This window comes from Rhodococcus maanshanensis NBRC 100610 (assembly GCF_001894865.1).
In the GTDB taxonomy this organism is placed as follows: Bacteria; Actinomycetota; Actinomycetes; order Mycobacteriales; family Mycobacteriaceae; genus Rhodococcus_G; species Rhodococcus_G maanshanensis.
The window spans coordinates 56,428-83,094 of the sequence record NZ_BCXA01000015.1 but is presented as its reverse complement, the minus strand read 5'-3'; the positions used below and the strand labels follow the sequence as shown (position 1 = coordinate 83,094).

General features: G+C 69.5%; 25 protein-coding genes. 17 read left to right on the top strand and 8 right to left on the bottom strand.

Annotation, left to right across the window (positions count from 1 at the left end):
- Positions 1-79: 79 nt before the first annotated feature.
- Positions 80-277 (top strand): hypothetical protein, encoded by a 198-nt coding sequence (locus tag RM1_RS08450; protein ID WP_072750877.1) that lies wholly within the window; start codon positions 80-82, stop codon positions 275-277.
- 117 nt (positions 278-394) lie between these two features.
- Here the strand turns inward: RM1_RS08450 and RM1_RS08445 are convergent, their stop codons facing one another.
- From RM1_RS08445 to RM1_RS08435, 3 genes are all read right to left on the bottom strand, one after another.
- The gene (locus RM1_RS08445; RefSeq protein WP_072750876.1) at positions 395-1,402 is read right to left on the bottom strand and encodes an NAD(P)H-dependent glycerol-3-phosphate dehydrogenase; all 1,008 of its coding nucleotides are present in this window, start codon (positions 1,400-1,402) and stop codon (positions 395-397) included.
- 99 nt (positions 1,403-1,501) lie between these two features.
- A complete protein-coding gene (locus RM1_RS08440; RefSeq protein ID WP_072750875.1) occupies positions 1,502-2,140 on the bottom strand; it encodes a YdcF family protein in 639 nt (212 codons plus the stop codon).
- A gap of 167 nt (positions 2,141-2,307) precedes the next feature.
- Positions 2,308-4,530, bottom strand: coding sequence for an MMPL family transporter (locus RM1_RS08435; protein ID WP_072750874.1), 2,223 nt, complete (start codon positions 4,528-4,530; stop codon positions 2,308-2,310).
- Between the two features lie 189 nt (positions 4,531-4,719).
- Here RM1_RS08435 and RM1_RS08430 point away from each other — a divergent pair, with 189 nt between their 5' ends.
- Positions 4,720-6,486, top strand: a complete 1,767-nt coding sequence (locus RM1_RS08430; RefSeq protein ID WP_072750901.1) for a cholesterol oxidase substrate-binding domain-containing protein — start codon at positions 4,720-4,722, stop codon at positions 6,484-6,486.
- Between the two features lie 27 nt (positions 6,487-6,513).
- On the opposite strand, the gene RM1_RS08425 is transcribed toward RM1_RS08430, so the two are convergent.
- Positions 6,514-7,029 carry an Lrp/AsnC family transcriptional regulator gene (locus RM1_RS08425; protein ID WP_027503575.1) on the bottom strand — a complete coding sequence of 172 codons (516 nt, stop codon included), beginning with the start codon at positions 7,027-7,029 and terminating at the stop codon, positions 6,514-6,516.
- A 122-nt stretch (positions 7,030-7,151) separates the two neighbouring features.
- On the opposite strand from RM1_RS08425, the gene ald reads away from it, so the two are divergent.
- The 3 genes from ald (at position 7,152) to RM1_RS08410 (ending at position 9,829) form a co-directional block, all read left to right on the top strand.
- Positions 7,152-8,279, top strand: coding sequence for an alanine dehydrogenase (ald, locus tag RM1_RS08420; RefSeq protein WP_072750873.1), 1,128 nt, complete (start codon positions 7,152-7,154; stop codon positions 8,277-8,279).
- 56 nt (positions 8,280-8,335) lie between these two features.
- Complete coding sequence (locus RM1_RS08415; protein WP_072750872.1) at positions 8,336-9,136, top strand: crotonase/enoyl-CoA hydratase family protein; 801 nt, start codon at positions 8,336-8,338, stop codon at positions 9,134-9,136.
- An 81-nt stretch (positions 9,137-9,217) separates the two neighbouring features.
- Positions 9,218-9,829 carry a ribonuclease H family protein gene (locus tag RM1_RS08410; protein WP_072750900.1) on the top strand — a complete coding sequence of 204 codons (612 nt, stop codon included), beginning with the start codon at positions 9,218-9,220 and terminating at the stop codon, positions 9,827-9,829.
- Here the strand turns inward: RM1_RS08410 and RM1_RS08405 are convergent, their stop codons facing one another.
- The 3 genes from RM1_RS08405 to RM1_RS08395 all read right to left on the bottom strand — a co-directional run bounded on the left by RM1_RS08405 (position 9,830) and on the right by RM1_RS08395 (position 12,540).
- The gene (locus RM1_RS08405; RefSeq protein ID WP_425528724.1) at positions 9,830-10,726 is read right to left on the bottom strand and encodes an amidohydrolase family protein; all 897 of its coding nucleotides are present in this window, start codon (positions 10,724-10,726) and stop codon (positions 9,830-9,832) included. It abuts the gene before it with no gap.
- Positions 10,727-11,018: 292 nt separating this feature from the next.
- Entirely contained in the window at positions 11,019-12,020 is a 1,002-nt protein-coding gene (locus RM1_RS08400) for an oxidoreductase (protein ID WP_072750871.1), read from the bottom strand.
- Between the two features lie 40 nt (positions 12,021-12,060).
- Positions 12,061-12,540 carry a MaoC family dehydratase gene (locus tag RM1_RS08395; protein WP_072750870.1) on the bottom strand — a complete coding sequence of 160 codons (480 nt, stop codon included), beginning with the start codon at positions 12,538-12,540 and terminating at the stop codon, positions 12,061-12,063.
- A 110-nt stretch (positions 12,541-12,650) separates the two neighbouring features.
- Between RM1_RS08395 and RM1_RS08390 the strand changes: the two genes are divergently transcribed.
- The 7 genes from RM1_RS08390 (at position 12,651) to RM1_RS26755 (ending at position 18,058) form a co-directional block, all read left to right on the top strand.
- Positions 12,651-13,331: a TetR/AcrR family transcriptional regulator gene (locus RM1_RS08390; protein WP_072750869.1), complete on the top strand. Its 681-nt coding sequence runs from the start codon at positions 12,651-12,653 to the stop codon at positions 13,329-13,331.
- Between the two features lie 131 nt (positions 13,332-13,462).
- The gene (locus tag RM1_RS08385; RefSeq protein WP_072750868.1) at positions 13,463-14,281 is read left to right on the top strand and encodes an SDR family oxidoreductase; all 819 of its coding nucleotides are present in this window, start codon (positions 13,463-13,465) and stop codon (positions 14,279-14,281) included.
- Between the two features lie 45 nt (positions 14,282-14,326).
- A complete protein-coding gene (locus tag RM1_RS08380) occupies positions 14,327-15,553 on the top strand; it encodes an acyl-CoA dehydrogenase family protein (protein ID WP_072750867.1) in 1,227 nt (408 codons plus the stop codon).
- Between the two features lies 1 nt (position 15,554).
- Positions 15,555-16,583, top strand: coding sequence for a phosphotransferase family protein (locus RM1_RS08375; RefSeq protein ID WP_072750866.1), 1,029 nt, complete (start codon positions 15,555-15,557; stop codon positions 16,581-16,583).
- Positions 16,584-16,631: 48 nt separating this feature from the next.
- A complete protein-coding gene (locus RM1_RS08370; RefSeq protein ID WP_072750865.1) occupies positions 16,632-17,615 on the top strand; it encodes an NADPH:quinone oxidoreductase family protein in 984 nt (327 codons plus the stop codon).
- A gap of 18 nt (positions 17,616-17,633) precedes the next feature.
- On the top strand, positions 17,634-17,828 hold the full coding sequence (locus RM1_RS26760; protein ID WP_245816149.1) for a hypothetical protein: 195 nt from the start codon (positions 17,634-17,636) through the stop codon (positions 17,826-17,828).
- Complete coding sequence (locus RM1_RS26755; RefSeq protein ID WP_245816148.1) at positions 17,825-18,058, top strand: PaaI family thioesterase; 234 nt, start codon at positions 17,825-17,827, stop codon at positions 18,056-18,058. The genes RM1_RS26760 and RM1_RS26755 overlap by 4 nt, the downstream gene beginning before the upstream one ends.
- A gap of 90 nt (positions 18,059-18,148) precedes the next feature.
- Here RM1_RS26755 and RM1_RS08360 read toward each other — a convergent pair whose 3' ends face one another.
- Complete coding sequence (locus tag RM1_RS08360) at positions 18,149-21,616, bottom strand: indolepyruvate ferredoxin oxidoreductase family protein (RefSeq protein ID WP_072750864.1); 3,468 nt, start codon at positions 21,614-21,616, stop codon at positions 18,149-18,151.
- Between the two features lie 162 nt (positions 21,617-21,778).
- On the opposite strand from RM1_RS08360, the gene RM1_RS08355 reads away from it, so the two are divergent.
- The 5 genes from RM1_RS08355 (at position 21,779) to RM1_RS08335 (ending at position 26,609) form a co-directional block, all read left to right on the top strand.
- Positions 21,779-22,321 (top strand): Lrp/AsnC family transcriptional regulator, encoded by a 543-nt coding sequence (locus RM1_RS08355; protein WP_072750863.1) that lies wholly within the window; start codon positions 21,779-21,781, stop codon positions 22,319-22,321.
- Positions 22,322-22,330: 9 nt separating this feature from the next.
- A complete protein-coding gene (locus tag RM1_RS08350) occupies positions 22,331-23,830 on the top strand; it encodes an adenylate/guanylate cyclase domain-containing protein (RefSeq protein WP_072750862.1) in 1,500 nt (499 codons plus the stop codon).
- 102 nt (positions 23,831-23,932) lie between these two features.
- Positions 23,933-24,307 (top strand): nuclear transport factor 2 family protein, encoded by a 375-nt coding sequence (locus RM1_RS08345; RefSeq protein ID WP_072750861.1) that lies wholly within the window; start codon positions 23,933-23,935, stop codon positions 24,305-24,307.
- A 61-nt stretch (positions 24,308-24,368) separates the two neighbouring features.
- Positions 24,369-25,304 (top strand): DNA-3-methyladenine glycosylase family protein, encoded by a 936-nt coding sequence (locus RM1_RS08340; protein WP_072750860.1) that lies wholly within the window; start codon positions 24,369-24,371, stop codon positions 25,302-25,304.
- Positions 25,305-25,430: 126 nt separating this feature from the next.
- Positions 25,431-26,609: an acyl-CoA dehydrogenase family protein gene (locus tag RM1_RS08335; protein WP_027503589.1), complete on the top strand. Its 1,179-nt coding sequence runs from the start codon at positions 25,431-25,433 to the stop codon at positions 26,607-26,609.
- Positions 26,610-26,667 lie beyond the last annotated feature (58 nt).

Below are 26,667 nucleotides of genomic sequence, written 5' to 3'. Positions count from 1 at the left end.
CGCAATGGTGCCACCCGTGTCCCGGGTGGCACCATTGCGTTTAATGACAAACCCAGCGTGACAACAGTATTCGCATTCCATGTCGAAGTCGGGTGCCGGGCCATCCGTCGCCTTCACCGTCAGCTACCGTGTACCGCTGTTCGCACGGTACGGTGACGCGTTCGACACCGGAGTCGCCCTCGACGTGGCCGGGCATGAGGGCAGCGTGGGGTGGAATCCGATGGGCTTGCGCGTCCACATCGGAGACAGCCCCGGTGGCTCGACGGACCATCAGTAGTGGGCGGACGAACCCTGTTGGGTGATCGCGTGTGAGCCGGTGGGCGCGGCTCAACTCGCTTGACGCGACTCGAGTGTGAACGGGGCCGTCCGGGAATTCCCGGGCGGCCCTCGTTGCTCAGGCCATGTCGTCCTCGTCGCCGGGGGTCACCCGCCGCAACCCGCGATACGCCTCCGCGGGGGTGCGGCGGCCGGCGACCACCGCCTCCACCTCCGCGGCGATCGGCATCTCGACCTCGTAGTCGCGGGCCAGTTCCATGACCGTCGGCGCGGTCTTGACACCCTCGGCGACCTGACCGAGTTCGGCGAGGGTCTGCTCGATCGTGAGCCCGCGGGCAAGCGCCTCGCCGACCCGGCGATTGCGGGAGGCCGGGCTGATGCAGGTCGCGATCAGGTCGCCGACGCCGGTGAGCCCGGCGAACGTGCGCGGGTTGGCCCCCATCGCCTCGCCGAGCCGGGTCATCTCGGCGAGCCCGCGGGCGAGCACCATCGCCCGGGTGTTGTCCCCGACCCCGAGGCCGTCGGCCATGCCCGCGGCGATCGCGACGATGTTCTTGAGGATCCCGCCGAGCTCGCAGCCCAGCACGTCGGTGTTGCGGTACACGCGGAACACCGGCGAGGCGAACAGCGGCTGTAGCGCGGTGGCCACCCGGTCGTCCTGGGTCGCGACCACCGACGCGGCGGCAAGGCCGTCGACGATCTCCCTTGCGATGTTCGGTCCGGCCAGCAGACCGACCGGGTGTCCCGGCAGGCATTCGGCGATCACCTCGGTGGGGCGCTGCCTGGTGCCGGGCTCGAGCCCCTTCGCGAGCGAGAGCACCGGCACCCAGGCGCGAACCCCGTTGGAGATCTCGCTCAGCGTCGAGCGGACCGCGTGCGAGGGCACCCCGACCACCAGGACGTCGGCCGCGTCGGCGGCCTCGGCGATATCCGACGTCGCGCGCAAATCCGAGGGGAGGGCCCGGTCGCCGAGGTAGCGGGAGTTGCGATGCTCGGAATTGATCTCATCGGCGGTATCCGGGTCCCGGGACCACAGCAGCGTCGGGGTATTGCGCGCGGCGAGCCCCGCGACCGTGGTTCCCCACGAGCCCGCCCCAAGCACCACCACCTGTACCGGCCGCGCCATCACCGATCACCCAGTCCGCCATCGACAATTGCGATCATCGATTCAGGTTCCCACCCGCGCCGACGGCGCGGTGCGAAAATCTTGAAACTCGCTGCCCGCTCAGGGGGCGACGACACCCGCGATCGGGATGCGGCCGCCGACCGCGACGCGGAAGTCGACCATGGCGCGCTGCAGATGGTCCGGCGAGGTCACCACGACGGCGCTGGTGGCGCGGCGCTGAGCGAGGATCGCGTTGGTGTTCCGTGCGTTCTCGACCGTGGAGCGCGAGGTGTACTCCTCGGTGATCCGGAAGGCGGGGATGCCGTGCCCGATCAGCCAGTCGCGCATCGCGCGGGACTCGGTGATCCCGTTCTGCGGCACGCCGCCGCTGACGATGATCGGGGACAGCGGGTAGCGGTGGGCGACCTGCAGGGTGGCCTGCATCCGGGACTCGAGCACCGGCCGCATCGTGCCGTTCGGGAACAGCCCCGCGCCAAGTGCCACGATGTTGGTGCCGAAGGGATTCAGGTCGAGGACCACCGGGAACTGGGGGGTGAGGGTCTCGAGCCGGGTGCAGGTGAGGATCGCCTCGCGGAAGGGGGTCTGGCAGCCGCCGACGGTCGAGAGCACGCCGTTGATGAGCGTGGTCGGTGTCACGTCGGCACTCGCCGTCGCGGGCAGGGCAGCGCCCGCCGCAGCGGCGATGGCGGTGGCGGCGAGGATCCTGCGGGCAAGCAGAGACGGCGAACGAAACGACATGGCACTCCTTTACGAGCGAACGGCTCCTCCCCCGCAGGAGGGTGACGATCGGCGTTCATTCTGGACCAGGACGCGTGTCGGCGGTGGGACTTTCGGAAATCTGTGCTCTCCGAGCGCCATTCAAACACGCAACACGTCGGTATGTCGGGACGTACGCCCCCGGCGTTTCAGTCCTTCGCCTTCGCCAGCGCCGACGGCCACCAGATCCGCTTGCCGATGTCGTAGGAGAGGGCGGGCACCAGCACGCTGCGCACGATGATGGTGTCGAGCAGGACGCCGAACGCCACCGCGAACCCGATCTCCGCGAGGAACACCAGCGGGAGAACGCCGAGCACCGCGAATGTCGCGGCGAGAACCACACCCGCGGAGGTGATGACGCCGCCGGTGACGGCCAGGCCGCGCAGCACGCCCGAGCGGGTTCCGTGGGTGAGCGATTCCTCGCGCACCCGGGTCATCAGGAAGATGTTGTAGTCGATGCCGAGCGCGACCAGGAACACGAAGGCGAACAGCGGGAAGGCCTGGTCGGCACCCGCGAAGTGGAACACATGGGTGAAGAAGAACCCGCACACGCCGAGCGTGGCGGCGAACGAGAGCACCACGGTGGCGATCAGGATCAGCGGAGCGAGCAGCGCCCGGAGCAGGACCGCGAGCACCAGGAAGATCACCACCAGCACGATCGGGATGATCAGGTTCCTGTCGTGCACCGAGGCGGTCTGCACGTCGAGGGTGGCCGCGGAGTTCCCGCCCACCAGGGCGTCGGCGCCGGGGACGGCGTGCACCGCGGTGCGCAACCGCTCGATCGTCTCCAGCGCCGCAGGCGAGTCATAGGAATCGGCGAGGGTGGCGGTGACGACGGTGCGGCCGTCGATCGGCTGCACGGTCAACTGCGGCGGCGGGCAGCCGGTCGGTGCGGCCGCGGGTGCGCCTGTGCCCAGGTTCAACCCCGCGACCTTGGCGTAGTCGATCTGCAGGCACACCGAACCCGGTGCCGTCGCCACGCCCTCGACCCCGCTCGCGACGGCGATCACCTGCTCGGCGGCGTCGGCGTTGGTCATGATGATGGCGGGAGCGCCGGTGCCCTGAGGGAACTTGGCGTCGTAGATCGCCTGGCCCTGGGCGGCCTCGGGGTTGTTGGTGAAGTTCTCGGTCGCGGTGAGCCCGTCGGTCTGCAGGCTGCCGATCCCGATGGCGCACAGCGCGATCAACAGCACCGTGGTGCCGATCCACGCCGGCCGGGCCCGGTTGCCGACGGCGGTGGCGATCCGGCCCCACATGCCGCGCGCGGCGAGATCCGCCGCGTGATCGACATGAGGGACGCGCGGCCAGAACACCCACCGGCCCGCGGTGGCAAGCGCAACGGGGAGGAACGTCATCATCACCAGGTAGGTGCAAGCGATGCCGATGGCGGTGACCGGACCGAGGCTCTTGTTCGAGTTCAGTTCGGAGAAGGTCAGGCACAGCAGCCCGAGGATGACGGTCACCGCGGATGCGGTGATCGCGGGGGCCGATTCGCGCCAGGCCCGGATCATCGCGTCGAACCGGTTCGGGTACGCGTGCAGTTCCTCCCGGTACCGCGCGATCAGCAGCAGGGCGTAGTCGGTGCCCGCGCCGAGCACGAGGACCATCAGGATGCCCTGACTCTGGCCGGTCAGCGTCAGGACGTCCTGCTTGGCCAGGAAGTAGATGACCATCGAGGAGAGGCCGAGCGCCAGCATCGCGGACAGCAGCGGGAAGATCCACAGGACGGGGGAGCGGTAGACGACCAGCAGGATCAGGATCACGACGAGGAGGGCCGCGCCCAGCAACGCGCCGTCGAGTCCCTGGAAGGCGTCGATGAACGCGACGAGCAGCCCGCCGGGGCCCGCGGGCAGCACCTCGAGTTCGGCCGCGGCGGCGGATCTGGCCGCCTCCATCACGTGCTGCTCGGTCTCGGCCAGGATGTCGCCCTGGACCTGCGCGCCATCGGACTTGGCCACCAGGGGCACGAACAGGGCCGCGGTGGTGCCGTCGGCCGAGTACTGGACCGGGGCCATCCCGGTCTTGTCGACACCCGGCACCTGGGTCACCGCTGTCGCGGCGTCGGCGATCGATTCCTTGTCCTGCTCGGTCAACGGGCCGTCGCGGTGGAAGACCACGAATCCCGGGATGGTCTCGACCGTGACGAACTCCGCGGATTCGTTGGCGACGATGGTCGATTCGGCGGAGGCGGACAGGTAGCTGGCGTTGTCGTTCTTCTGTACCTCGGCGAGCTTGCTCTGGAACGAGCCGCCGACGCCACCGGCCAGGAAGGCGATCAGCGCGATCGCGACGACGGTGAAGACCGGCCAGCCGCGCCGGGGCTTCCTCGGCGTCACCGTCGAAGGCTCGTCGCTGAGGTCGAGTTCGGCCATCGGTTCTCCTCGGAAATGCCCGTCATCGCAGGTCTCCAACGGGTTCAAGTAGACCACGTGGTGAGCCGGGGATTCCGGGATTCCCGGGACCAGGTACGCGTTTCCCGACACGATGACGGGAACATGTTCTAACTTTGTCCTCGCTCGTGGTGCGCAGGCCGCGCCACCCACCTAGAGAGGGACATGTCGATGGCCGCAGGTCGTTCGGACCAGCAGACGGGGGGCGTCTCGCGCAGAGGCTTCCTGACCGCCGCGGCGGGGGCCGCCGCCCTCGCCGGACTCGGCTGGACGCCCGCGCAGGCGATCCCGTTCGGTGACGTCAGGGCGACCCTGCCCGCCCCGCCCGCCTTCCCCGACGGCATCGCCCTCGCCCAGCAGGGCTACGAGAACTGGGCGCAGGAGATCCGTTTCGACCAGGTCTGGACGTGCACGCCCCGCGATGCGCGGGACGTGGTCCGGCTCGCGAACTGGGCGCACGCCAACGGCTACCGGCTGCGGCCGCGCGGGACCATGCACGGGTGGAGCCCGCTGACCCTGGAGGCAGGCCAGAACGTCGACCGGGTGCTGCTGGTGGACACCATGGCCCGACTGAACGCCGTTCTGGTCGACCCGGCGGGCGCCGCCGAGGGCCGTGCCACGGTCACCGCGGGCGCGGGCGCCACCGTCGAGACCATCCTCACCGAGCTGCAGGCGCACGGGCTCGGCTGGGCCAACGCCCCCGCGATCGGCGGGCTCACCATCGCTGGGGTGCTCGCGATCGACGCGCACGGGGCCACGCTGCCCGCCGATGGTGAATCCGCGCTTCCTGGAGCATCTTTCGGGTCTCTGAGCAACCTGGTGACCGCGATGACCGCGGTGGTCTGGGACGACGTGGCCGGTCGGTACGAACTGCGGGAGTTCAGCAGGGCCGACGCCGCCATCCGGCCGCTGCTCACCCATCTCGGCCGGTCCTTCGTCACCTCGGTGACGTTGCAGGCCGGCCCGAACTACCGGCTCCGCTGCGAGTCCGTCACCGACATCCCGTGGCGTGAGCTGTTCGCGCCTGCGGGGGCGCCCGGCCGGACGTTCGAGAGCTACGTGGCCCGGTCGGGGCGCGTCGAGGCGATCTGGTTCCCCTTCACCGAGACGCCGTGGCTCAAGGTGTGGACGCCAACCCCGGTCAAGCCGCCGCAATCCCGGGAGGTGACCGGTCCCTACAACTACTGGTACTCGGACAACATCCCGCAGGCGGTCACCGATCCGCTCGGGCTCATCACCAGGGGGATCGGCAGCGCCACTCCGCTGTTCGGTCAGGCGCAGTTCGCGACCATCGCCTCCGGGCTCGCCGCCACCGGAACCGCGGACCTGTGGGGTTGGTCCAAGGACGTGCTGTTCTACCTTCGCGCGACGACCCTGCGGATGAACGCGGGTGGTGGTGTGGTGATCACCCGCAGGTCGAACATCGCGCGGGTGATCAACGAGTTCACCGGCTGGCATCACCGGCGCCAGCACGAACTCCAGGCGGCCGGCCGCTTTCCGATCAACGGGCCCTTCGAGGTGCGCCTGTGCGGTCTCGACGACCAGGGCGAGGTGACGGTGGAAAGCGCTGGCCCGCCGACCATCTCGGCGCTGCGTCCGCGTCCCGATCACCCCGAGTGGGACACCGCCATCTGGATGAACGTGGTCGGGGTGCCCGGCACGCCCGGCCAGGCCGCGTACTTCCGCGAGATGGAGCTGTTCATGCGGGAGAACTACAGCGGCGACTACGCCACCTTCCGGCCGGAGTGGGCCAAGGGCTGGGCGTTCACCGACCGGGCCGGGCACTCCGACGGGCCGTCCATAGAGACCGTCATCCCCGGCACCTACCGCGCCGGGGTGCCCGCAGGCGACGACTGGGACACCGCCCGCGCCGCGTACAACGCCAACGACCCGCACCGCATCTTCAGCAACGACTTCCTGGACAGACTGCTGCCATGAGCCGCGGCCGCACGGGCTGATCCCGCGCTAGCGGCCCGACCTGGGCCGGATGTGCTCGAAGATGAGGATCGTCTCGGTCGCCGCGACCTCCGGCCGGGCGGAGAGGTGGTCGAGCACGAAGTCGCGCAGCGCGCCGGTGTCGCGCATCGCGACGTGCAGCAGGTAGTCGTCGGCGCCCGCGATGAAGTAGACGTCGAGCACCTCGGGCGTCGCCGACATCCGCTCCGCGAACTGTGCCATGTGCGGGCGGGCGTCGGCGCGCAGCCGGACCGAGATCATCGCCTCGAGGTCGCGCCCGAGGGCCGCCGGGTCGATGTCGGCATGGAAGCCCCGGATGACGCCCTTCTCGACCAGTGCGCGTACCCGGGCCAGGCAGGTGGACGGCGCGATCCCGGCCATCTCGGCGAGCGCGTTGTTCGGGGTGCGCGCGTCGCGGGTGAGCTGTGCGAGCAGGACGTGATCGATCTCGTCGAGCCTGACCCCCCGAACATCGTTCGGGCGGGCGCCCCGCGAGGGCCCCTGCATCGAAGAATCACTAGCCATGAGCCGATTCTAGAGAATTATCAACACAAATCTGTGCACAGAATCGATGGAAATTCATACTTGACCCAGCGTCGATCACGCTAACCCCCAACCGAACCGCCCCCGAAACCCGAGGAAGTGTCATGAGGATCGGAATCCCCCGCGAGGTCAAGAACCACGAGTACCGGGTCGCCATCACGCCCGCAGGCGTCCACGAACTCGTCTCCCGCGGCCACCAGGTCGTCGTCGAACAGGAGGCCGGTGCCGGGTCCTCCTTCGCCGATGCCGACTACCGCGCGGCAGGCGCGCAGATCCTGTCCGACGCCGACGATGTGTGGGCATCCGCTGAACTGCTCCTGAAGGTGAAAGAGCCTATCGCGGAGGAGTATTCGCGGTTGCGTCAGGACCTGGTGCTGTTCACCTATCTGCACCTGGCGGCGTCGAGGGACTGCACGGACGCGCTGATGGCGGCAAAGACGACCGCGATCGCCTACGAGACCGTGCAGGCCCCCGACGGTTCGCTGCCCCTGCTCGCGCCGATGAGCGAGGTCGCCGGGCGGCTCGCGCCCCAGGCCGGCGCCTACCATCTGATGGCCAGCTCCGGCGGCCGCGGTGTCCTGATGGGCGGCGTGCCAGGGGTGCGCCCGGCCAACGTGGTGATCCTCGGCGGCGGGGTGGCGGGTCAGAACGCGGCGGCGATGGCCGTCGGGATGCACGCCGATGTCACCGTCCTCGACCTGAACGTCGCGCGGCTGCGCGAGCTCGACGACCGGTACCGCGGCCGGCTGCGGACCGTCGTGTCCAACGCCTTCGAGGTGGAGCAGGCGGTGCTCGGTGCCGACCTGGTGATCGGGGCGGTGCTGGTCCCGGGGGCGAGGGCGCCGAAGCTGGTGTCCAACGAACTGGTGTCCCGGATGAGGCCGGGGTCGGTGCTGGTCGACGTGGCGATCGACCAGGGTGGGTGCTTCGAGGACTCGCATCCGACCACTCATGCCGAACCCACCTACCGGGTGCACAACTCGGTCTTCTACTGCGTGGCGAACATGCCGGGTGCGGTGCCCCGCACGTCCACCTTCGGGCTGACCAATGCCACCCTCCCGTACGTCCTCGAGATCGCGGAACTGGGTTGGCGACGGGCCACCGCAGCCGACCGGGCGCTGGCCGCCGGGCTGAGCACTCACGACGGCGAGGTGCTCTCCACCGCCGTCGCGGACGCGCACGGCTATCGCGGCTTCGCCGCCGGTGCGCGCGTCTCACCCCACCTGGGGTAAGACACGCGCACGGTCGCGCACCGCCTACCCTTGGCCGCGACCGGAAGGAGTGCGCAGTGACCGAGGCAATCGTGGTGGAGCGGGACGGGGACATCGTCACGTGGACGCTGAACCGTCCGGAGACCCGCAACGTCATCTCCGAGCCCGACATGATCGAGGCCTTCGAGGCGGCGATCGCGGACGTCAATCGGGACGTGACGGTGCGCGCGGTGGTCTTGACCGCCGCAGGGCCGTCGTTCTCCTCGGGGGGCAACGTCAAGCACATGCGCGACCGCGAGGGCATGTTCGGCGGCTCGCCCGTGGAACTGCGCGGCGGCTACCGGCACGGCATCCAGCGGATCCCACGAGCGCTCTATCACTGCGAGGCGCCGGTGATCGCCGCGGTGAACGGCCCGGCCATCGGGGCGGGCTGTGACCTTGCACTCATGTGCGACATGCGGATCGCGGCGACCACGGCCACGTTCGCGGAGAGCTTCGTCAAGCTCGGCATCATCCCGGGCGACGGCGGTGCCTGGTTCCTGCCGCGCGCGGTCGGACTGGCGCGGGCCGCCGAGATGGCCTTCACCGGCGACGCGATCGACGCCGCGACCGCGCTCGAGTGGGGCCTGGTCTCCCGGGTGGTCGAGCCGGATGAGCTGGTGCCGACCGCCCGTGCGCTGGCCGAACGGGTCGCGGTGAACCCGCCGCAGGCCCTGCGGATGACCAAGAAGCTGCTCCGCGAGGGGCAGCACCAGAGCCTCGAGAGCCTGCTCGAGCTCTCGGCCTCGATGCAGGCGCTGGCGCATCACACGCAGGATCACCAGGAGGCGGTGGCCGCGATGCTCGAGCGCAGGCCGCCTCGGTTCACGGGGGCCTAGCCGGGGCCGGGGGCGGGGTGCCCGCCGCGGACCCGGCGCGGGCCCTTCGCAATGTCGGGGGGCCACCGTAAGGTGTCGGACGTGATCATCGTCAGCACGGACGGCTCCTGCCTTCGCAACCCCGGTGGCGCGATCGGCTGGGCGTGGGTCAACCACCTGGGGCCGAGCCGCTCCGGTGGCGAGCGGTCGGGCACCAACCAAATCGCCGAGCTGCGTGCGCTTTTGGAGGCCATCAAGGCGCATCCGGGTGACGAGCCGATGTTGATCGAGTCCGATTCGCAGTACGCGATCAAGTGCGCCTCCGAGTGGGTGTCCGGCTGGAAGCGCAGGGGCTGGCGTACGGCCTCCGGCGAACCCGTGAAGAACCTGGACCTGGTGCGCTCCATCGACGAGGCGATCGCCGAGCGGACCGGCCCGGTGCGCTTCCGCTGGGTGCGGGGCCACGTCGGCAACCATTACAACGAGGAGGCGGACAAGCTGGCCGGTGAGGCCGCCCGTGCCGTCGCGGCCGGGGCCGCCTCCGCCCCGGTGTCCACCCCGCGGGCGCAGGCGACGACGCACTCCGCGCCGGTGTCGCCGGCGAAGAAGGTCTCACGAGCCAAGTCGGTGGCGGCGCACACCGCCGTCCAGGCAGAGAGGGAGCCGACGCTGTTCGAGGTCTCCGAATCGGACGACTCGCTCACCCTGTTCTGATCACAGGTCGAACAGGCGCACTCCGTTGCCGTGGCACACCGCGCGGACCCACTCCGCCCCGAGGTCGAGCCGAGAAACCGCCTCCAGGGCATGGGCATACGGGTACGGGATGTTCGGGAAATCGCTGCCGAACAGGATCCGCTCCTGTAGGTCGAGCAGACGCGGCAGGTCGGACGGCAGCAGCGGCGCGGCATCGTTGATGAAATCGGTGAACGCCATCGTGGTGTCGAGCAGCACGCGGTCGTGACGCTCGGCGAGCGCCAGGAACTCCGCGTACTCGGGCATGCCCATGTGCGCGATGACCAGCCTCAGCCGGGGGTAACGGGTCAGCAGGTCCGCGATCGGTCCAGGGCCGGTGAAGCGCCCGGGCGCGGGCCCGGAGCCACAGTGGATCACGATCGGGGTGCCCGCGTCCTCTAGCACGCCCCATACGCCGTCGAGCAGCGGATCGTTCGGGGAGTAGTCGCCAACCTGGATGTGCGACTTGAACACCCGGGTTCCGGCCTCGAGCGCTTCGGTGACGTACTCGGCGGCGCCGGGCTCGGGGTAGAAGGTGGAGGTGTGCAGGCAGTCGGGGTTGCGGGCCGCGAACTCGACAGCCCATTCGTTGAGCCAGGCGGCCATGTGCGGCTTGTGCGGATAGATCATCGAGGTGAACGCACGGACCCCGTAGGACCGCAGCCGGTCGAGCCGGACGTCCTCCTCGTGCCGGTAGGCGATCGGCCACTCCATGCCGGTCAGCGGTCCGGCCGAGTCGAAGTACCTCCACACCTTGTCCATCACGTTCTTGGGCATGAAATGCGTGTGCACGTCGATGATTCCGGGCAGGCTCCACTGCTCACGGAACGCTGTCACCGCATCGATGTCGGCCTGCCGGGCTTCGGGTTCGTCGATCACGTGACCCACCCTGTCATGCCCGGTATCGCTTCGGCCAGAGCGGTCGACAAGGTCATGGCCCATCGTTACCGTAGCTGAGGATCGCGGTCCCGCGGTCCTCATCGGAGTGCTCTCGAGGAGAAATTCAAGCATGCTGACCAACGTGATCAACGGGTTCCTGGGTGTCGTCGGCGGAAGCTCGGCCGGCAGCAGCGGTTACGAGATCGCCCCGGGCACACTGCCGTTCGGTAGCTGAACCCAGCGTTGCCGCTGATCGGGTGGACCGGAGCGTCCCACCCGATCAGCTCGGCGCTCAGAATCCGCCGTCGACTCGGACCACGGCGCGCCCGGTATGGTCCCCGGCCCGTATCCGGTCCAGCATCGGGGCGACATCCCGGATCGGCACCTCGTGCGCGATCGAGGACAGGTGTCGCGGTCGCAGATCGCCCGCGAGGCGCGCCCACAGCGCACGGCGCTTGTCGATCGGCAGCTGCACGGAGTCGATGCCGAGCAGCGAGACGCCGCGCAGGATGAACGGCAGCACGGTGGTCGGCAGCGCCGATCCGCCGGTCAGTCCGCTCGCCGCCACCACGCCGCCGTACCTGATGGTGCTGAGCACGTGCGCGAGCGTCCGACCGCCGACGCAGTCGACCGCGGCCGCCCACTCCGCCTTGCCGAGCGGGCGGGGCTTCGCGTCCGGGTCCTCGGGCAGCCGGCCGATCACGGCCGCGGCGCCGAGCGAGGTCAGCAGGTCCGCGGCCTGCGGCTTGCCGGTCGACGCGATCACCTCGAACCCGGCCGCGGCGAGCAGGTCGACGCTCACGCTGCCGACGCCACCGCTGGCACCGGTGACCAGGACCGGCCCGTCGGCCGGGGTGATGCCGCGGTCGAGGATGGCCTGCACGCTCATCGCCGCCGTGAAGCCCGCGGTGCCGATGGTCGCCGCGTCGCGGGGGGAGAGCTCCGAGAGCCGGACCACCCAGTCGGCGGGGACCCGGGCGAGCTCGGCGTAGCCGCCGTGACGGCCGGTGCCGATCTCGTATCCGTGCGCGAGGACCAGGTCGCCGGGCGCGAACGAGTCGTCGTCGGAGGCGACGACCTCGCCTGCGAGGTCGATGCCGGGGACGATCGGGTACTCGCGCACCACCCCGCCCCGTGGCGTCACGGCGAGGGCGTCCTTGTAGTTGACGCTCGAGAAATGCACCTTGATGGTGACCTCGCCCGCCGGCAGGGCGCCGGTGTCGAGGATGTCGGGGGCGAGGGTGATCTCCCCGTCCTGATCGCGTGCGATGAGAGCCGAGAACGTCGTGGTCACCGTGCCGAGCCTAGGGCGTCCGCCACCTCACGGCCAGGTTCTACTTGCGCTCGGCGAGGAATCCCACCGCCTCCGCGACCAGGACCGGTTTGGCCCCGCCCTCGCGCTCGAAGGTCAGTTTGTTCAGGATCTGCGCGCCCCCTGCGATCTCATGGACCGCGACGATGGTGGCGCGCATGCGAAGTCGGGAACCGACCGGAAGCGGCGCGATGAACCTGACCTTGTTGTAGCCGTAGTTGAGTGCGTGCGCGAAGCCGTCGAAGGCGATCAGCTGCCCGGTGAAGAACGGGCCGAGCGAGAGGCTGTAGTTCCCGTGCGCGATGGTGGTGCCGAAGGGCCCGTCTGCAGCCCGCTCGGGGTCGACATGGATCCACTGATGGTCGCCGGTGGCGTCGGCGAAGGCGTCGATACGCTGCTGCGTCACCTCGTGCCAGGCGGTGGGGCCGAGCACGGTGCCGACCAGCGCGGTGAGCTGGGCGAGGGTGCTCGGCCGGACCGGGTCGGCGCTGGAATTCGTCATGTCTGTCGCTCCCCATGCTCCGCGTGGCGTCACGCCTTCCTCTCAGTATGGGCCGCAGCTGGGGAGCAGGCCACGGGCGCCGACGACCCGCGTTGCCGTATAAATACGGCATGTCAGGATCAGTTTCCGGGGACGATCGCGACGACGCGCCGCCGTCGATGGCGCGGTCCGGTCTGCTTCGGGAGCTACCCGCCACCGAGCGCGGGCTGCGGACCCGGGCGGCGCTGATCGCGGCCGCCAGAAAGGTGTTCGAGCGCTCGGGCTACCTCGACACCCGCCTGATCGACATCACCAAGGCGGCCAAGTGCTCGGCCGGGACGTTCTACACCTACTTCGCGAGCAAGGAAGAGATCTTCGCCGCGGTACTCGAGCTGGCGCAAGAGGACATGATGCACCCGGGCATGCCGCACGTGGAGGCCGAGGACGATCCCGCCGCGATCATCGCGGCCAGCAACCGGGCGTACTTCGAGGCATACAAGCGGAACGCGAAGCTGATGGGGCTGCTCGAACAGGTTGCCAGCATCGATCCGGAATTCCGCGTGTTGCGGCAGCAGCGCGCCGACGCCTTCATCCGCCGCAACGCCCGCAGCATCGCGAACCTTCAGCAACGCCGACTCGCGGATCCGGATCTCGATCCGTTGCTGGCATCGTCGGCGCTGTCGGGCATGATCAGCCGCCTCGCGTTCGGGTACTTCGTCACCGGTGGGAGCGACGCGGCGTCCCTCGACGACATCGTCGACACCGCCACCCGCCTGTGGGTGAACGCGCTCCGCATCGCCGCCCGCGGCTGACCCTCACTTCACCCGTTTGGCCAGGTCCTGGCACTGAAATAGTGCCATAGTTGAATCTGAACTCATATTTAAATACGCTGCGGCGATACTCGGATCACGACACTGATCACCGTGAGGGAAGAGGAATTGCTGTGAAGGTTGCGCAGAAGGTCGCCATCGTCACCGGTGGCGGCGGAGGAATCGGTGGCGCGCTCGCTGCACGGCTCGCTGCCGAGGGCGCGAAGATCGTCGTCGCGGACCTCGACGAGGCCGCCGCGCGTTCCGTCGCCGCGAGTGTCAATGCCGAGCATCCCGGTTCCGCGGTCGGCGCGGGCGCGGACGTCTCCGACACGTCAGCGATCCAGCAACTGATCTCCCTCGCGGAGTCCGAATTCGGCCCGGTGGACCTGTATTTCGCCAACGCGGGCATCAGCGGCGCGCCCGGGCTCGAGGCGACCGAGAGCGACTGGGACCTGTCGATCGACGTCAACCTGCGGGCCCACATCCGCGCCGCGCAACTGCTGGTCCCGCAGTGGCTCGACCGGGGCGAGGGCTACTTCGTCAGCACCGCATCGGCCGCGGGCCTGCTGACCCAGATCGGCTCCGCCACCTACTCGGTGACCAAGCACGCAGCGGTGGGCTTCGCCGAGTGGCTCAACGTCACCTATGGCGACCGCGGGATCCGGGTCAGCTGCCTGTGTCCGATGGGGGTGAACACCAAACTGCTCTACGAGGGCGAGGAGTCAGGGGATGTCCGCGGCGTCGCGGCGACACGCGCCGTGACCGCGGCGGGTGAGGTGCTGGAACCCGCGCAGGTCGCCGACGACGTGCTCGCCGCGATGGACGAGGAACGCTTCCTGATCCTCCCGCACGCGGAGGTGCTCGAGATGTACCGCCGCAAGGGGGCCGACTACGACCGGTGGCTACGCGGGATGCGGCGCTTCCAGGCCGGACTGCTGCCGGGCGCCTGATCCGCCCTCCCACGATTCCTCCCTCTCCACCTGTCAGGAGTTCACATGTCCCTGTTCGATGTCTCGGACCGCGCCGAGAAGATCCGGACCGACCTGCTCGAGTTCATGGACTCGCACGTCTACCCGGCGGAAGCCGTCTACGAGGAGCAGATGCGGGCCGCGGGAAACCCCCACTTCCAACCACAGATCATCGAGGAACTCAAAGTCGAGGCGCGAAAGCGGGGACTGTGGAACCTCTTTCATCCGCATCCAGGAACCGGGGCGGGCCTTTCCAACCTGGAGTACGCGCCGCTGGCCGAGATCATGGGGCGCAGTCACCTCGCCTCCGAAGCGTGCAACTGCAACGCGCCCGACACCGGCAACATGGAGGTCTTCGAGATCTTCGGTACCGACGAGCACCGCGAGAAGTACCTGAAGCCACTGCTCGACGGGAAGATTCGGTCCGCCTTCGCGATGACCGAGCCCGAGGTCGCCAGCTCCGACGCCACCAACGTCGAGATGCGGATGGAGCGTGACGGCGACGAGTTCATCCTGAACGGCCGTAAGTGGTTCGCCTCCAACGCAATGCACCAGAACTGCCGGGTTCTGATCGTGATGGGCAAGACCGATCCCTCGGCCGAGATCCATCGCCAGCAGTCGATGCTCGTGGTGCCGATCGATGCGCCTGGTGTCACCGTCGTGCGCAATCTGCCGGTCTTCGGCTACCACGACCGCGAGGGCCACGCGGAGATCACCTTCGAGAACGTGCGGGTTCCGCGGGGGGACGTGCTCAAGGGCGAGGGCGAGGGCTTCGCGATCAGCCAGGCCCGCCTCGGCCCCGGCCGCATCCATCACTGCATGCGGGCGATCGGTATGGCCGAGCGTGCGTTGGAACTGATGTGTACGCGCGCGCAGTCCCGGGTGACGTTCGGTCGCCCGATCGCCGATCGTTCCAATATCCAGGACTGGATCGCCGAGGCGCGCATCGAGATCGAGATGAACCGCCTGCTCACGCTCAAGGCCGCGTATCTGATGGACACGGTGGGCAACAAGGAGGCGCGCACCGAGATAGCCGCGATCAAGGTGGCCGCCCCGCAGATGGCCCTGAAGATCGTCGACCGCGCCATCCAGGTGCACGGCGGGGCGGGCGTCACCGATGACTTCCCGCTGGCGATGGCGTACGCGCACCTGCGGACCCTGCGCCTTGCTGACGGGCCCGACGAGGTACACAAGCGGGCCATCGCGAAGCAGGAACTGCGCAAGTACCGGGCCCACCGGCCCACCGGTGCCTGAGGTGGGGGAGATCGTCGGTCTCGACCCGGCCGCGGTCACGCGGTGGTTCGGCTCGCTGGGCGTGGAGTTCACCGCCCCGCTGAGCTTCGACCGGATCGGGCTGGGCCAGTCGAACCTGACCTTCCTGGTCCGGGATGCGGAGGAGCGCAGGTGGGTTCTGCGACGCCCGCCGTTGGGGCACCTGCTCGCCTCGGCGCACGACGTGGCACGCGAGGCGCGGATCATGGCCGCGCTCGCCGAGACCGAGGTGCCCGTGCCCCGGATCTTCGGGGTCGCACAGGACCCGTCGGTGTCCGAGGTGCCGCTGGTGTTGATGGAGTTCCTCGACGGCCAGGTCGTCGACACCATGCCGATCGTGGAATCGATTGCCCCGCAGCGGCGCAGGGCCATCGGGGTCTCGCTGCCGCGGGCCCTGGCCAAGATCCACGCCGTGGACCTCGAGGCGACCGGCCTGACCGACCTCGCCAGCCACAAGCCGTACGGCCAGCGTCAGCTCAAGCGGTGGTCCGGTCAGTGGGAGGTGTCCAAGACCCGCGAACTGCCCGAGCTCGACGACCTCACCAGGCGGCTGGCCGGGGCGGTCCCGGAGCAGCGCGAGGTCGCACTGGTGCACGGAGACTTCCACCTGCGCAACGTGATCGTCTCGCGCGAGACCGGCGACGTGATCGGGGCGCTGGACTGGGAACTGTCCACGCTCGGTGACCCGCTGGCCGACATGGGCAGCATGCTCGCCTACTGGCCGGAGCCGGGCGAGCACGCGATCGGCGACTTCCCGGCGTCGACGCTGGCGGGCTTCCCCACCCGTGCGGAGCTCGCCGAGATCTATCTCGACGAGACCGGACGGGACGCCGCGGCGTTGAAGTTCTGGCACGTGCTGGGTCTGTGGAAGATCGCGGTCATCGCGGAGGGCGTCAGGCGCCGGGCTATGGAGAACCCGCAGAACAGGGCGGCCGCGGGCACGCCCACCGTCGAACAGATCGACGCGCTCGTCCGCAGGGCCCGCGAGGTCGCGGCGGACGCCGGGATCTGATCGACTCCCATCCATCACCCAATCGACGTAGTTGTCAGGAGAGGCATCATGAAGGCTTGGCGCGTCAACGAACTCGGCGAACCCCGCGACGTACTGAGGCTCGAGGAGATCGCCGACCTCACGCCCGGCCCGGGCCAGCTCATGGTCCGGGTGCTGGCGGCGCCCGCGAACTTCCCCGACGTGCTGCTGTGTCGTGGCGAGTACCAGATCAAGCCGCCGCTGCCCTTCACCCCCGGCGTCGAGCTGTGTGGTGAGGTGGTCGCGGTCGGCGACGGTGTCACCGCGTTTACGGTCGGGGACCGGGTGATCGGCAACCCGAGCCTGCCCGGTGGCGGATTCGCGGAGCTGGCGGTGATGGAGGAGGCGAACACCTTCCCCGCGCCCGCCTCCCTTGACGACGCCGAGGCGTCCGCGCTGAGCATCGGCTACCAGACGGGCTGGTTCGCGCTGCACCGCCGCACCCAGCTGCAGCCGGGCGAGACCCTGCTCGTCCACGCCGCCGCGGGCGGGGTGGGGAGCGCGGCCGTGCAGCTGGGCAAGGCCGCGGGAGCCACGGTGATCGGGGTGGTCGGAGGGCCCGAGAAGGCCGAGTACTGCCGCAGGCTCGGCGCGGACCTCGTGATCGACCGGCACACCGAGGACATCGTGTCCGTGGTCAAGGACTTCACCGGCGGCCGCGGCGCAGACGTGGTGTTCGATCCGGTCGGCGGCGACGCCTACACGAAGTCGACCAAGTGCATCGCCTTCGAGGGCCGGATCATCGTGATCGGGTTCGCGGGTGGCACCATTCCGCAGCCGGCCCTCAACCACGCACTGATCAAGAACTACTCGATCATCGGGCTGCACTGGGGCCTGTACAAGGCGTACAACCAGCAGGCCATCGACGACTGCCACGTCGAGCTGACCCGGCTCGCCGACGAGGGGGCGATCAAGCCGCTGATCAGCGAGCGGCTCTCGCTCGCCGAGGTGGCCGACGGCATCGGCAGGCTCGGCGACGGCACCACCGTGGGACGGATCGTGTTCCAGCCCTGAGACGGAAGGCAGCGACCGATGGCTGACGGTGACCCCGAAGTGAGCGACTCGTTGACGCTGATCCGCGGCGTCAACGAGACCGCCCCGTTCAATCGCTGGGCGGGGTTCGTGGTGAGCGCGGCAGGCGACGGCACGGCCGAGCTCCGGCTGCCATGGCGAGCGGAGCTGGGCAGTACTCCGGATTCCTCCACGCCGCGGTGGTGGCCGGGATGATCGACACGGCTTGCGGTTTCGCGGCGGCCACAGTGGTCGGGCAGGTGCTCGCCGCGCAGTGTTCGGTGAACTTCCTCTCCCCGGCCGTCGGCGACGAGTTCGTCGCGCGGGCTGCGGTGGTGAAGGCGGGCAAGCGGCAGGTGTTCACCACGGCGGAGCTCTGTGCCGTGCGCGACGGGGTCAGCAAGCTTGTCGCAACCGGGACCACACTGCTGGCGATCCCGTCCTGAACTCGCGCCGCCGAGAGCGAGAGAGGGCATCCGGTGGTCGGTCGGGGAAGACGACCACCGGATGCCCTCCGCGGGAGCGGAACTCCGTTGTTACCGCTCGATCCCCAGCTCGCGCAGCCGCTCCCAGTAGAGCTCGACGTTGCCGAGCTTGACTTCCTCGTAGCCGCGGACGACGTCGGGCAGCGCGGCGATCTCGGTGGCGTTGTCGTAGTTGCCCGAGTCCAGTTCGTCCGCCAGTCGCAGCACCGTCGCGGTGTAGTGCGCCAGCAGTTCGCGCTCGACCTTGCGGACATGGGCGTAGCCGAACGGGTCGAGCTTGGTCCCGCGGAGCACCTTGCCCTTGGCCAGCATCTTCAGTGCCACATGTGACTTCGGTCGGAGGCCGATCTTCTTCTTGCGGCCCAGTGCCCGCAGTGCGGGCGGGTGCAGCTTGTAGGTGAGGTTCTCGCCACCGGGGACCTGGGACGCGACGTCCTCGAGGAAGGCGGGATCGACCAGCATCCGCGCGACCTCGTACTCGTCCTTGTACGCGGTGAACTTGAACAGCCCGCGGGCCACGGCCTCGCTGAACTCCATCCGGTCGGTGACCGCGCGCTCCGCGGTCCAGATGGACTGCACGGCGTCGATGTACCGGCGCGCGACCTTCGCGTTCTGGAACTCGACCAGCTCGCCGGCGCGGAGCTCCACCAGCCTGCGGACCTCACCGTCGAAGGTGCTGTCGGCGAGCAGGTGCGCCGGTGCGACGGCGGGGGTGCGCGTGACCCGCGAGGTGACCGCGGCGAACGCATCCGGATCGGCGAGGGCGATCCGACCCCAGCGGAAGGCGTCGATGTTCGCGGCGACCGCGATGCCGTTGATGCCGATGGCCTCCTCGATGGCCTCGGCGGGCAGCCTCAGACCACCGCTCTGGAAGGCCGCGCCGATCAGCAGGAAGTTCGCGGCGGCGGTGTTGCCGAACAACTCCTGCGCGGCGGCGAGCGCGTCGAATGCGGTGAGCGACTTCGATGCCGAGCCGAGGCGGTCGAGCAGCCCCTGCTCGTCCGGGTACCGGACGGACTTGTCGTAGACCATGTCGCCGGTGGGGGTCTGGCTGGTCGAGGCGACCGCGACGGTGGCGGCCGCATTGCCGTAGCCCAGGTTCTTGTTGTCGGTGGCGGTGAGCAGGTCGAAGGCGACGATGCAGTCGGCGCTGCCCGGCGTCAGCCGGTTCGACGGCTCCAGCGCGCCAGGGGAGAAGCGTAGGTGCGAGACCACCGGTCCGGCCTTCTGGCTGAGGCCGATCTGGTCAAGGGACTCGACCTCGTAGCCGGCGCGCAGCGCGGCGGTGGCGAGCACCTGGTTGACCGTGACGATGCCGGTGCCGCCGATGCCCGCGAGGAAGACGTTCTGCGTCGAGGTCAGCTCGCCGAGATCCGGTTCGGCCGCGAGCGGCGGCACGGGGCGCTCGGCCCGGGCGGATTTCTTCTTACCCGGCACCACCTCGACCGTGACGAACGACGGGCAGTCGCCGTCCAGACAGGTGTAGTCGGTGTTGCACGAGGTCTGGTCGATCCGGGTCTTGCGGCCGAACTCGGTGTCCACCGGCTGCACCGACAGGCAGTTGCTCTTGGTGCCGCAGTCGCCGCAACCCTCGCAGACGGCCTCGTTGATGATCACGCGGGTGTTGCGGGTCGGCAGGGTGCCGCGCTTGCGCTGGCGGCGGGCGTCGGCGGCGCAGTGCTGGTCGTAGATCAGCACGGTGACGCCCTCGACCTCGCGCAGCTCCTTCTGCGCCTCGTCGAGGCGGTCGCGGTGCCACAGCTTGGTGCCCTTGGCGAGCTGTCTCTTGTTGTGCCGCTTGGGATCGTCGGCACAGATGATGATCCGCTTGACGCCCTCGGTGGTGAGCTTGTGGGTGAGCTTCGCGACGGACAGCGCACCCTCGGCGTCCTGGGCTCCGGTCATGGCGACGACGTCGTTGTAGAGCAGCTTGTAGGTGATGTTCACGCCCGCCGCGACGCAGGCCTGCACGGCGAGCTGGCCGGAGTGGAAGAAGGTGCCGTCACCGACGTTCTGGAACAGGTGCTTGACGTCGGTGAACGGGGCCTGGCCGATCCACTGGCTGCCCTCGCCGCCCATCTGGGTCAGCCCTGTGACGGCGCTGTCCTCGCGATTGGAGATGGTGACCATGGTGTGGCAGCCGATGCCGCCGCCGCCGATCGAACCCTCGGGCAGTGCCGTGGAGCGGTTGTGCGGGCACCCGCTGCAGAAGTACGGGGTACGGGTGGCCGAGAGCACCTCGAGCGAGAGCTGCGGGGGCAGAGCCTTCTTCAGCTCGACGCGGTTCTTGAGTACCCGACGCAGCGGGCCGAGCAGCCGGCCCGCGGTCAGCTCACCGTCGACGGGCATCAGCGGCCGCCCAGCGGCGTCGCGCTTGCCGAGGATCTGCGGGGTGTGCTCGCTGCCGTAGAGGATCTCGCGGATCTGCGTCTCGATGAAGGCGGTCTTGTCCTCGACCACGATCAGCTGCTCGAGGCCGGCGGCGAACTCCCTGACCTTGTGCGGGCCGAGCGGGGTTGGCATGCCGATGCGCAGTAGCCGGATCCCGGCGGCGTGCAGCGCGGCCTCGTCGACGCCGAGGTCGAGCAGGCCCTGGCGCAGGGAGTCGAAGGTGGTGCCGGTGGCCGCGAAGCCGATCGTCGCGCCGGTGGGGTCGACCTCGATCACATCGAGATCGTTCGCGGCGCCATAGGCGCGCACCACCTCCCAGCGGGGCCCGTACAGGTCGGCCTCGGCGATGACGCTGTCCGTCGGCACCGCCATCGGGCGCTGCTTGTAGACGAACGGTTTACCCTCCCATTCGATCTCGGGGACGGTGATGTCGATGTTCGACACCCTGCCGTCGACCGTCCAGGCACCGTCGGCGACATCCGCGACGACCTTCAGCGCGACCAGACAGCCGGAGGCGCGCGACAGCGCGACGCCGTGCATGCCCATCGTGATCATCTCTTCGGCGTTGCGCGGGAACAACACCGGGATCCCCAGCGCCGCGAGGGACCGCTCGCTGACCGCGGGGACAGTGGAGGACTTGGAGGCGGGGTCGTCGCCGACCAGTAGCAGCACCCCGCCCTTGGGATTCACCCCGTACATGTTCGCGTGCCGCAGAGCATCGGTGGCGCGATCGACTCCGGGGCCCTTGCCGTACCAGACACCGATGACGCCGTCGTGCGTCGCCTGCCCGGCGGGCAGGTCCGCCTGGCTGCCCCAGACGGCGGTGGCGGCGAGCTCCTCGTTGAAGCCGGGCACGAAGGTGATGTCGTGCTCGGCGAGCACCTGCGGCATCCCGTGCAGCATCTTGTCGACGCCGCCGAGCGGGCTGCCCTGGTAGCCGGAGACGAAGGTCGCGACCCGTCGGCCCGCGCGGATGTCGTGCACGTGCTGCTCGACGAGCTGGCGCGCGATCGCCTGGACGCCGGTCAGCAGCACCGGGCCCGACCCGGACCGGTAGCGGTCGTCGAGGTCGTACGGGGCGGGCAGCGTCGCCGTCGGGGTGACGGGACGATCGGCCAGTTCAGTCATCGCGGTCCACCGTTCCTTTGCCGCATCGGGTCACGTTGCGCGCATTAATCGGGCATGGGGTGTAGCAATGATTTGCCCAGGTGGCGGGACCGTCAACACCCACTGAATGAGCTGACGGATATGATCAGTTGTGACCCACGACACTGGAATGAGGTCGACATTGTGATCAGCATCGATCGGCTCGACGCCTCGCTGCTCAAACTGCTCACCGAGGATCCGCGCGCCGGGGTGATGGAGTTGGCCGCCCGACTTGGCGTCGCCAGGAACACCATCGCCTCCCGGATGCGGCGCCTGGAGGAGACCGGGGTGGTCACCGGGTATCGCCCGGAGGTAGACCTGCCCACCCTCGGGCTGCCGGTGCAGGCCTTTGTCGGTGCCGAGCTGGAGCAGGGCCGCATCAACGACGTCATCGAGGACCTGCGCGGGGTCCCCGAGGTGCTGGAGGTGCACACCACGACCGGCCGGGAAGACCTGCTGATCCGCATCGCGGCGCCCTCGCACGAGGAGTTGCTGCACGTGCTCGAGAGCGTCCTCGGTCTCGACGGCGTCGCGCACACCACGACCACGCTCGCGCTGACGACGCCGGTGAAGTACCGGACTCAGCCGCTGGTCGATCACATCACCCGCGAGGCGGGTCACGGGCGGTCGGCCGCGTCCTACCGGGGTGAGGGCGACGAGGGTTCCCGCGGCCGCGAAGAGTCCTAGACTGTTCGAATGGAGCCGCCGGGGGTCCGGTATCTCGATCGTGACGGTCACGCGCTGGCCTACCAGGTCGTCGATGGCGCGCCGCACAACGTCGTGGCGTTCCTCGAAATCGGGATGCATCTCGATCTGATGTGGACAGATCCCCACATCCTCGCGCTCCTCGAGCGAGTCGCCGCCTATGCGCGAACCGTTTACGTACAGCGCAGGGGTTTCGGGCTCTCGGATCAGGTCGACCACGTCCCGACCGTGGAGCAGCAGGCCGACGACATCGCCGCCGTGATGGATGCGGCGGGCATGCGGCGGGCGACGCTGATCGGGTATGTCACCACCTGCGGCCCGCTGGCCCTGCTCGCGGCACGTTCCCCCGCGCGCGTCGCGGGGCTGGTGCTCGTCAACCCCGTCGCCCAGGGGCCGCTGTGCGGCGCAGCAGAGTTACACGGGTGGGAGGCCGCCGAGGCCGAGCACTTCGTGGCCGGTTACCTGGAGGCGTATCGCAACTGGGGCACCGGCCAGACGCTGGAGATGTGGGATCCGGCGCTGATGTCGCCGCACAACCGGCGGCTGATGGCGATGATCGAACGCTGCGCCGCCACCCCGGCGGCCGCCAGCGCCTTTCTCGACTGGGCGTTGCGGCTCGACCTCAGCGAGGTGCTGCGTTCGGTCCAGGCGCCCACCAGGGTGCTCTGCAACCCGGCCAATGCGGCCTCCGAGGGAGCCGTGAGGTACGTCGCCGAGCTCATACCCGGTGCGAGCTTTCACCTGCTGCCGCCGACGCGGCCGGGCGCCTCGATCGGCGAGGGCTCGATACCCATCTTCGACCAGTTTGAGGAGATGGTCACCGGAGCCAGCCATCCCGCCGACGTCGACCGGTTTCTCGGCTCGGTCGTCTTCACCGACATCGTGGGCTCGACCGAGTTGTTGTCCGGGCTCGGGGACGTGAGCTACCGGGAACTCCTGGCCGCGCACGAGCGACAGGTCCGACTGGAGGTTGCGAACTCGGGCGGTCGGGTCGTCAGCCTCATGGGAGACGGCACCTTCAGCGTCTTCGACGGCCCGAGTTCCGCGGTCCGCTGCGCACAGGCGATCTGCGTGTCCGCGGCGGAACTGGGCATCGCGGTTCGCGCCGGTGTACACACAGGGGAGATCGAACACATCGGCACGGACCTGGCCGGGATGACGGTGCACATCGGTGCCCGCGTAGGTGCCGCCGCCGGCCCGGGTGAGGTGCTCGTGTCGAGGACGGTTCGGGATCTGGTCGTCGGATCGGGACTGGTGTTCGAGGATCGTGGTGAGCGTGACCTCAAGGGCGTTCCTGGCCGCTGGGCCCTGTATGCGCTCGCCGACGGCGACCACAGTCCTATTGCTGTTCGCCAGGAAGCGCGAGGGCTCACCCCGATCGACCGCGCCGTACTCCAGGTCGCTCGCCGCGCCCCGCGTCTGGCGCGTGCCGCTGTCAGCATGGCAAACGCCAGGCAGCGACGACGGATGGGACCGGCCGGCGGCGGTTGATCGACCGGACCAATCGGCGGATGACATGTACACCCCGGGTGCCCGTTGCTTGACTGGACCTGTCGGTCTCATCGGAGAACGACAGGACACGGGAGGTGTCTCATGTCAGGTGAGCAGAACATCGAGATCGCGAAGAAGGGGTACGCGGCGTTCGCGGCCGGCGACGCGGAGGCGGCGATGACCGACCTCGCGGACGACCTCGAGTGGATCGTGCCGGGCAACAGCGCGGTCTCCGGCACCTATCACGGCAAGGTCGAGGTCGGCGGGTTGTGGGCGAAGTTGGCCGAGAAGTCCCTGACCACCACGCCCCAGCATTTTCTCGCCGACGAGGAGAGGGTCGTGGTCCTGACCCAGGTGAGTGCGGGCGGGGAGAGCTGGGACTCCGCCGACGTGCTGACCTACCGGGACGGGAAGGTCGTCAAGATCCAGACCGCGGGCGACACGGCCAAGTTCGAGAAGGTGTTCGGCACCCGATAGCCGGGTGGTGGGTCGTGAGGCCGCGCGAGTCCGCCGGCAGTAGGCGACCTATCGTCGGGGGATGACCACCCAGGCCGCACATCCCGATGCGGTGGAGACGACGCTGGTCAGCGCCCGACCGCTGGCGCTGGCCAGCACGCTCGCCCCGCTCGGCCGCGGCCCCTACGACCCCTGTCACCGGACCACCGCCGACGGTGCGCTCTGGCGGACGTCGCTGATGCCGACCGGCGCGGTGACCTATCGGCTGACCCAGGCGGGCGCGACAACGGTGTCCTGCCGGGCCTGGGGTCCCGGCGCGGCGGAGTTCGAGACCACCCTGGCCGACCTGCTCGGTGAGGCCGACGACACCGCCGGCTTCGCGCCCGAGCACCCGAAGGTGGCCGAGGCGCATCGGCGCTTCCCCGGGCTCCGGATCCCCCGCACCGGCCGGGTGTTCGAGGCGTTGGTGCCCGCGATCCTGGAGCAGCGGGTGCACACCGTGGCGGCCCGTGCCTCCTGGCGGCGGCTGGTCACCCGCTACGGCGCACCCGCGCCGGGCCCGGCACCGGACGGAATGCGGGTGCCACCCCCTGCCGAGGTGTGGCGCCGGATCCCGTCGTGGGAGTTCCATCGGGCGGGCGTGGATCCGCGCCGCTCCCGCGCCATCGTCACCGCGGCGGCGGTGGCGAACCGGCTCGAGGAGTCCGCGGCGATGTCGGCTCCGGACGCGGCGGCCCGGCTCCGGGTCGTCCCTGGGATCGGGGAGTGGACGGCGGCGGAGGTCGCCCAGCGGGCCCTCGGCGACGCCGACGCCCTCTCGGTGGGCGACTTCCACCTGTCCGCGATCGTCGGGTGGTCTCTGCTCGGCCGCCCGCTGGACGATGCGGAGATGGTCGAGTACCTCGAATCGGTCCGGCCGCACCGGCATCGGGTGGTCCGGCTGCTCCAGGTCAGCGGCCAGGCGGTCAAGCCCAAGTTCGGGCCGCGCACCCCGATCACCGATCATCGCGGGCGCTGAGTTCGCGGCGAGGGAGGTTCTTTCCCAGGCGACGGGTTCGTCTCGCCGAACCGGCCCGGCCGGGTGCACGATGGTGTTCGATTGACGACGGCGCGCTACCGACGCCACGGCAGTGGGAGGCAATCAATGGGTCAGGTCCAGGATCGGATCGAGCAGTTCGCGGAGGAGATCCGCGCCGAGGGTGTGGAGGGCGACCGGCTCATGCGGCTCACCGACACCTCCGCGAAGCGGCTGCGTGAGTCGGGGGCGATCCGCATGCTGCAGCCGAAGCAGCACGGTGGGCTCGAGGTCCACCCGCGTGAGTTCGCCGAGACGGTCATGAGCATCGCCGCGATGGACGGCGCCGCCGGCTGGGTCACCGGCATCGTCGGCGTCCACCCGTGGGAGCTGGCCTTCGCCGACCCGAAGGTGCAGGAAGAGATCTGGGGCGCGGACCAGGACACCTGGGTGGCGTCACCGTACGCGCCGATGGGCGTCGCCAAGGCCGTCGACGGGGGCTATGTCCTCAACGGTCGCTGGTCGTTCTCCTCGGGCACCGATCACTGCCAGTGGGCGTTCCTCGGCGCCCTGCTCGGCGACGAGAACGGCGCGCCGGTGATGCCGCCGGTACCGCTGCACGTGATCCTGCCGCGGTCGGACTACCAGATCGTCGCCGACTCCTGGGATGTCATCGGACTCCGCGGCACCGGGTCCAAGGACCTGATCGTCAAGGACGCCTTCATCCCGAGCTACCGCACGATGCTGGCCTCGGAGGTGATGGACGGCACCGCGGTGAAGAAGGCGGGCCGCACCGAGACGCTGTACAACATGCCGTTCTCCTGCATGTTCCCGCTCGGCATCACCTCGGCGGTCGTCGGCATCGCCGAGGGCGCGCTGGCCTGCCACATCGCCGCGCAGAAGGACCGCGTCGCGATCACCGGGACCAAGATCAAGGAGGACCCGTACGTCCTCTACGCGATCGGCGAGGCCGCGGCCGAGATCGCCGCGTCCCGCGCCGCCCTGCTCGAGACCGTCGACCGGTTCTGGGACATGACGGAGGCGGGCAAGGAGATCGACTTCGAGGCGCGTGCCATCGGGCGTCGTACCCAGACCGCGGCGGCCTGGCGTGCGGTGCGCGCGGTGGACGAGATCTTCGCGCGCTCGGGCGGAGGCGCGCTGCACTACAAGTTCCCGATGCAGCGCTTCTTCCGGGACGCACACGCCGGCATCGCCCACGCGATCCACGTGCCGGGCTCGATCTTCCACTCCTCGGCACTCACCCAGCTCGGCGGCGAGCCGCAGGGGATCCACCGCGCGATGATCTAGGCGGCTCCGCCGCCCGTGCGCGGTTGACGAGTGCATGGACTCCTCAACCGCGCACGGG

Excerpts from the sequence above, each read along its gene's own strand:
- RM1_RS08350 (WP_072750862.1), top strand. The coding sequence starts at position 22,331 with ATGGAGCCGCCGGGGGTCCGGTATCTCGATCGTGACGGTCACGCGCTG.
- RM1_RS08445 (WP_072750876.1), bottom strand. The coding sequence starts at position 1,402 with ATGGCGCGGCCGGTACAGGTGGTGGTGCTTGGGGCGGGCTCGTGGGGA.
- RM1_RS08380 (WP_072750867.1), top strand. The coding sequence starts at position 14,327 with ATGTCCCTGTTCGATGTCTCGGACCGCGCCGAGAAGATCCGGACCGAC.
- RM1_RS08370 (WP_072750865.1), top strand. The coding sequence starts at position 16,632 with ATGAAGGCTTGGCGCGTCAACGAACTCGGCGAACCCCGCGACGTACTG.
- RM1_RS08340 (WP_072750860.1), top strand. The coding sequence starts at position 24,369 with ATGACCACCCAGGCCGCACATCCCGATGCGGTGGAGACGACGCTGGTC.
- RM1_RS08430 (WP_072750901.1), top strand. The coding sequence starts at position 4,720 with ATGGCCGCAGGTCGTTCGGACCAGCAGACGGGGGGCGTCTCGCGCAGA.
- RM1_RS08440 (WP_072750875.1), bottom strand. The coding sequence starts at position 2,140 with ATGTCGTTTCGTTCGCCGTCTCTGCTTGCCCGCAGGATCCTCGCCGCC.
- RM1_RS08345 (WP_072750861.1), top strand. The coding sequence starts at position 23,933 with ATGTCAGGTGAGCAGAACATCGAGATCGCGAAGAAGGGGTACGCGGCG.
- RM1_RS08395 (WP_072750870.1), bottom strand. The coding sequence starts at position 12,540 with ATGACGAATTCCAGCGCCGACCCGGTCCGGCCGAGCACCCTCGCCCAG.
- RM1_RS08390 (WP_072750869.1), top strand. The coding sequence starts at position 12,651 with ATGTCAGGATCAGTTTCCGGGGACGATCGCGACGACGCGCCGCCGTCG.
- RM1_RS26755 (WP_245816148.1), top strand. The coding sequence starts at position 17,825 with ATGATCGACACGGCTTGCGGTTTCGCGGCGGCCACAGTGGTCGGGCAG.
- RM1_RS08435 (WP_072750874.1), bottom strand. The coding sequence starts at position 4,530 with ATGGCCGAACTCGACCTCAGCGACGAGCCTTCGACGGTGACGCCGAGG.
- ald (WP_072750873.1), top strand. The coding sequence starts at position 7,152 with ATGAGGATCGGAATCCCCCGCGAGGTCAAGAACCACGAGTACCGGGTC.
- RM1_RS08360 (WP_072750864.1), bottom strand. The coding sequence starts at position 21,616 with ATGACTGAACTGGCCGATCGTCCCGTCACCCCGACGGCGACGCTGCCC.
- RM1_RS08335 (WP_027503589.1), top strand. The coding sequence starts at position 25,431 with ATGGGTCAGGTCCAGGATCGGATCGAGCAGTTCGCGGAGGAGATCCGC.
- RM1_RS26760 (WP_245816149.1), top strand. The coding sequence starts at position 17,634 with ATGGCTGACGGTGACCCCGAAGTGAGCGACTCGTTGACGCTGATCCGC.
- RM1_RS08425 (WP_027503575.1), bottom strand. The coding sequence starts at position 7,029 with ATGGCTAGTGATTCTTCGATGCAGGGGCCCTCGCGGGGCGCCCGCCCG.
- RM1_RS08450 (WP_072750877.1), top strand. The coding sequence starts at position 80 with ATGTCGAAGTCGGGTGCCGGGCCATCCGTCGCCTTCACCGTCAGCTAC.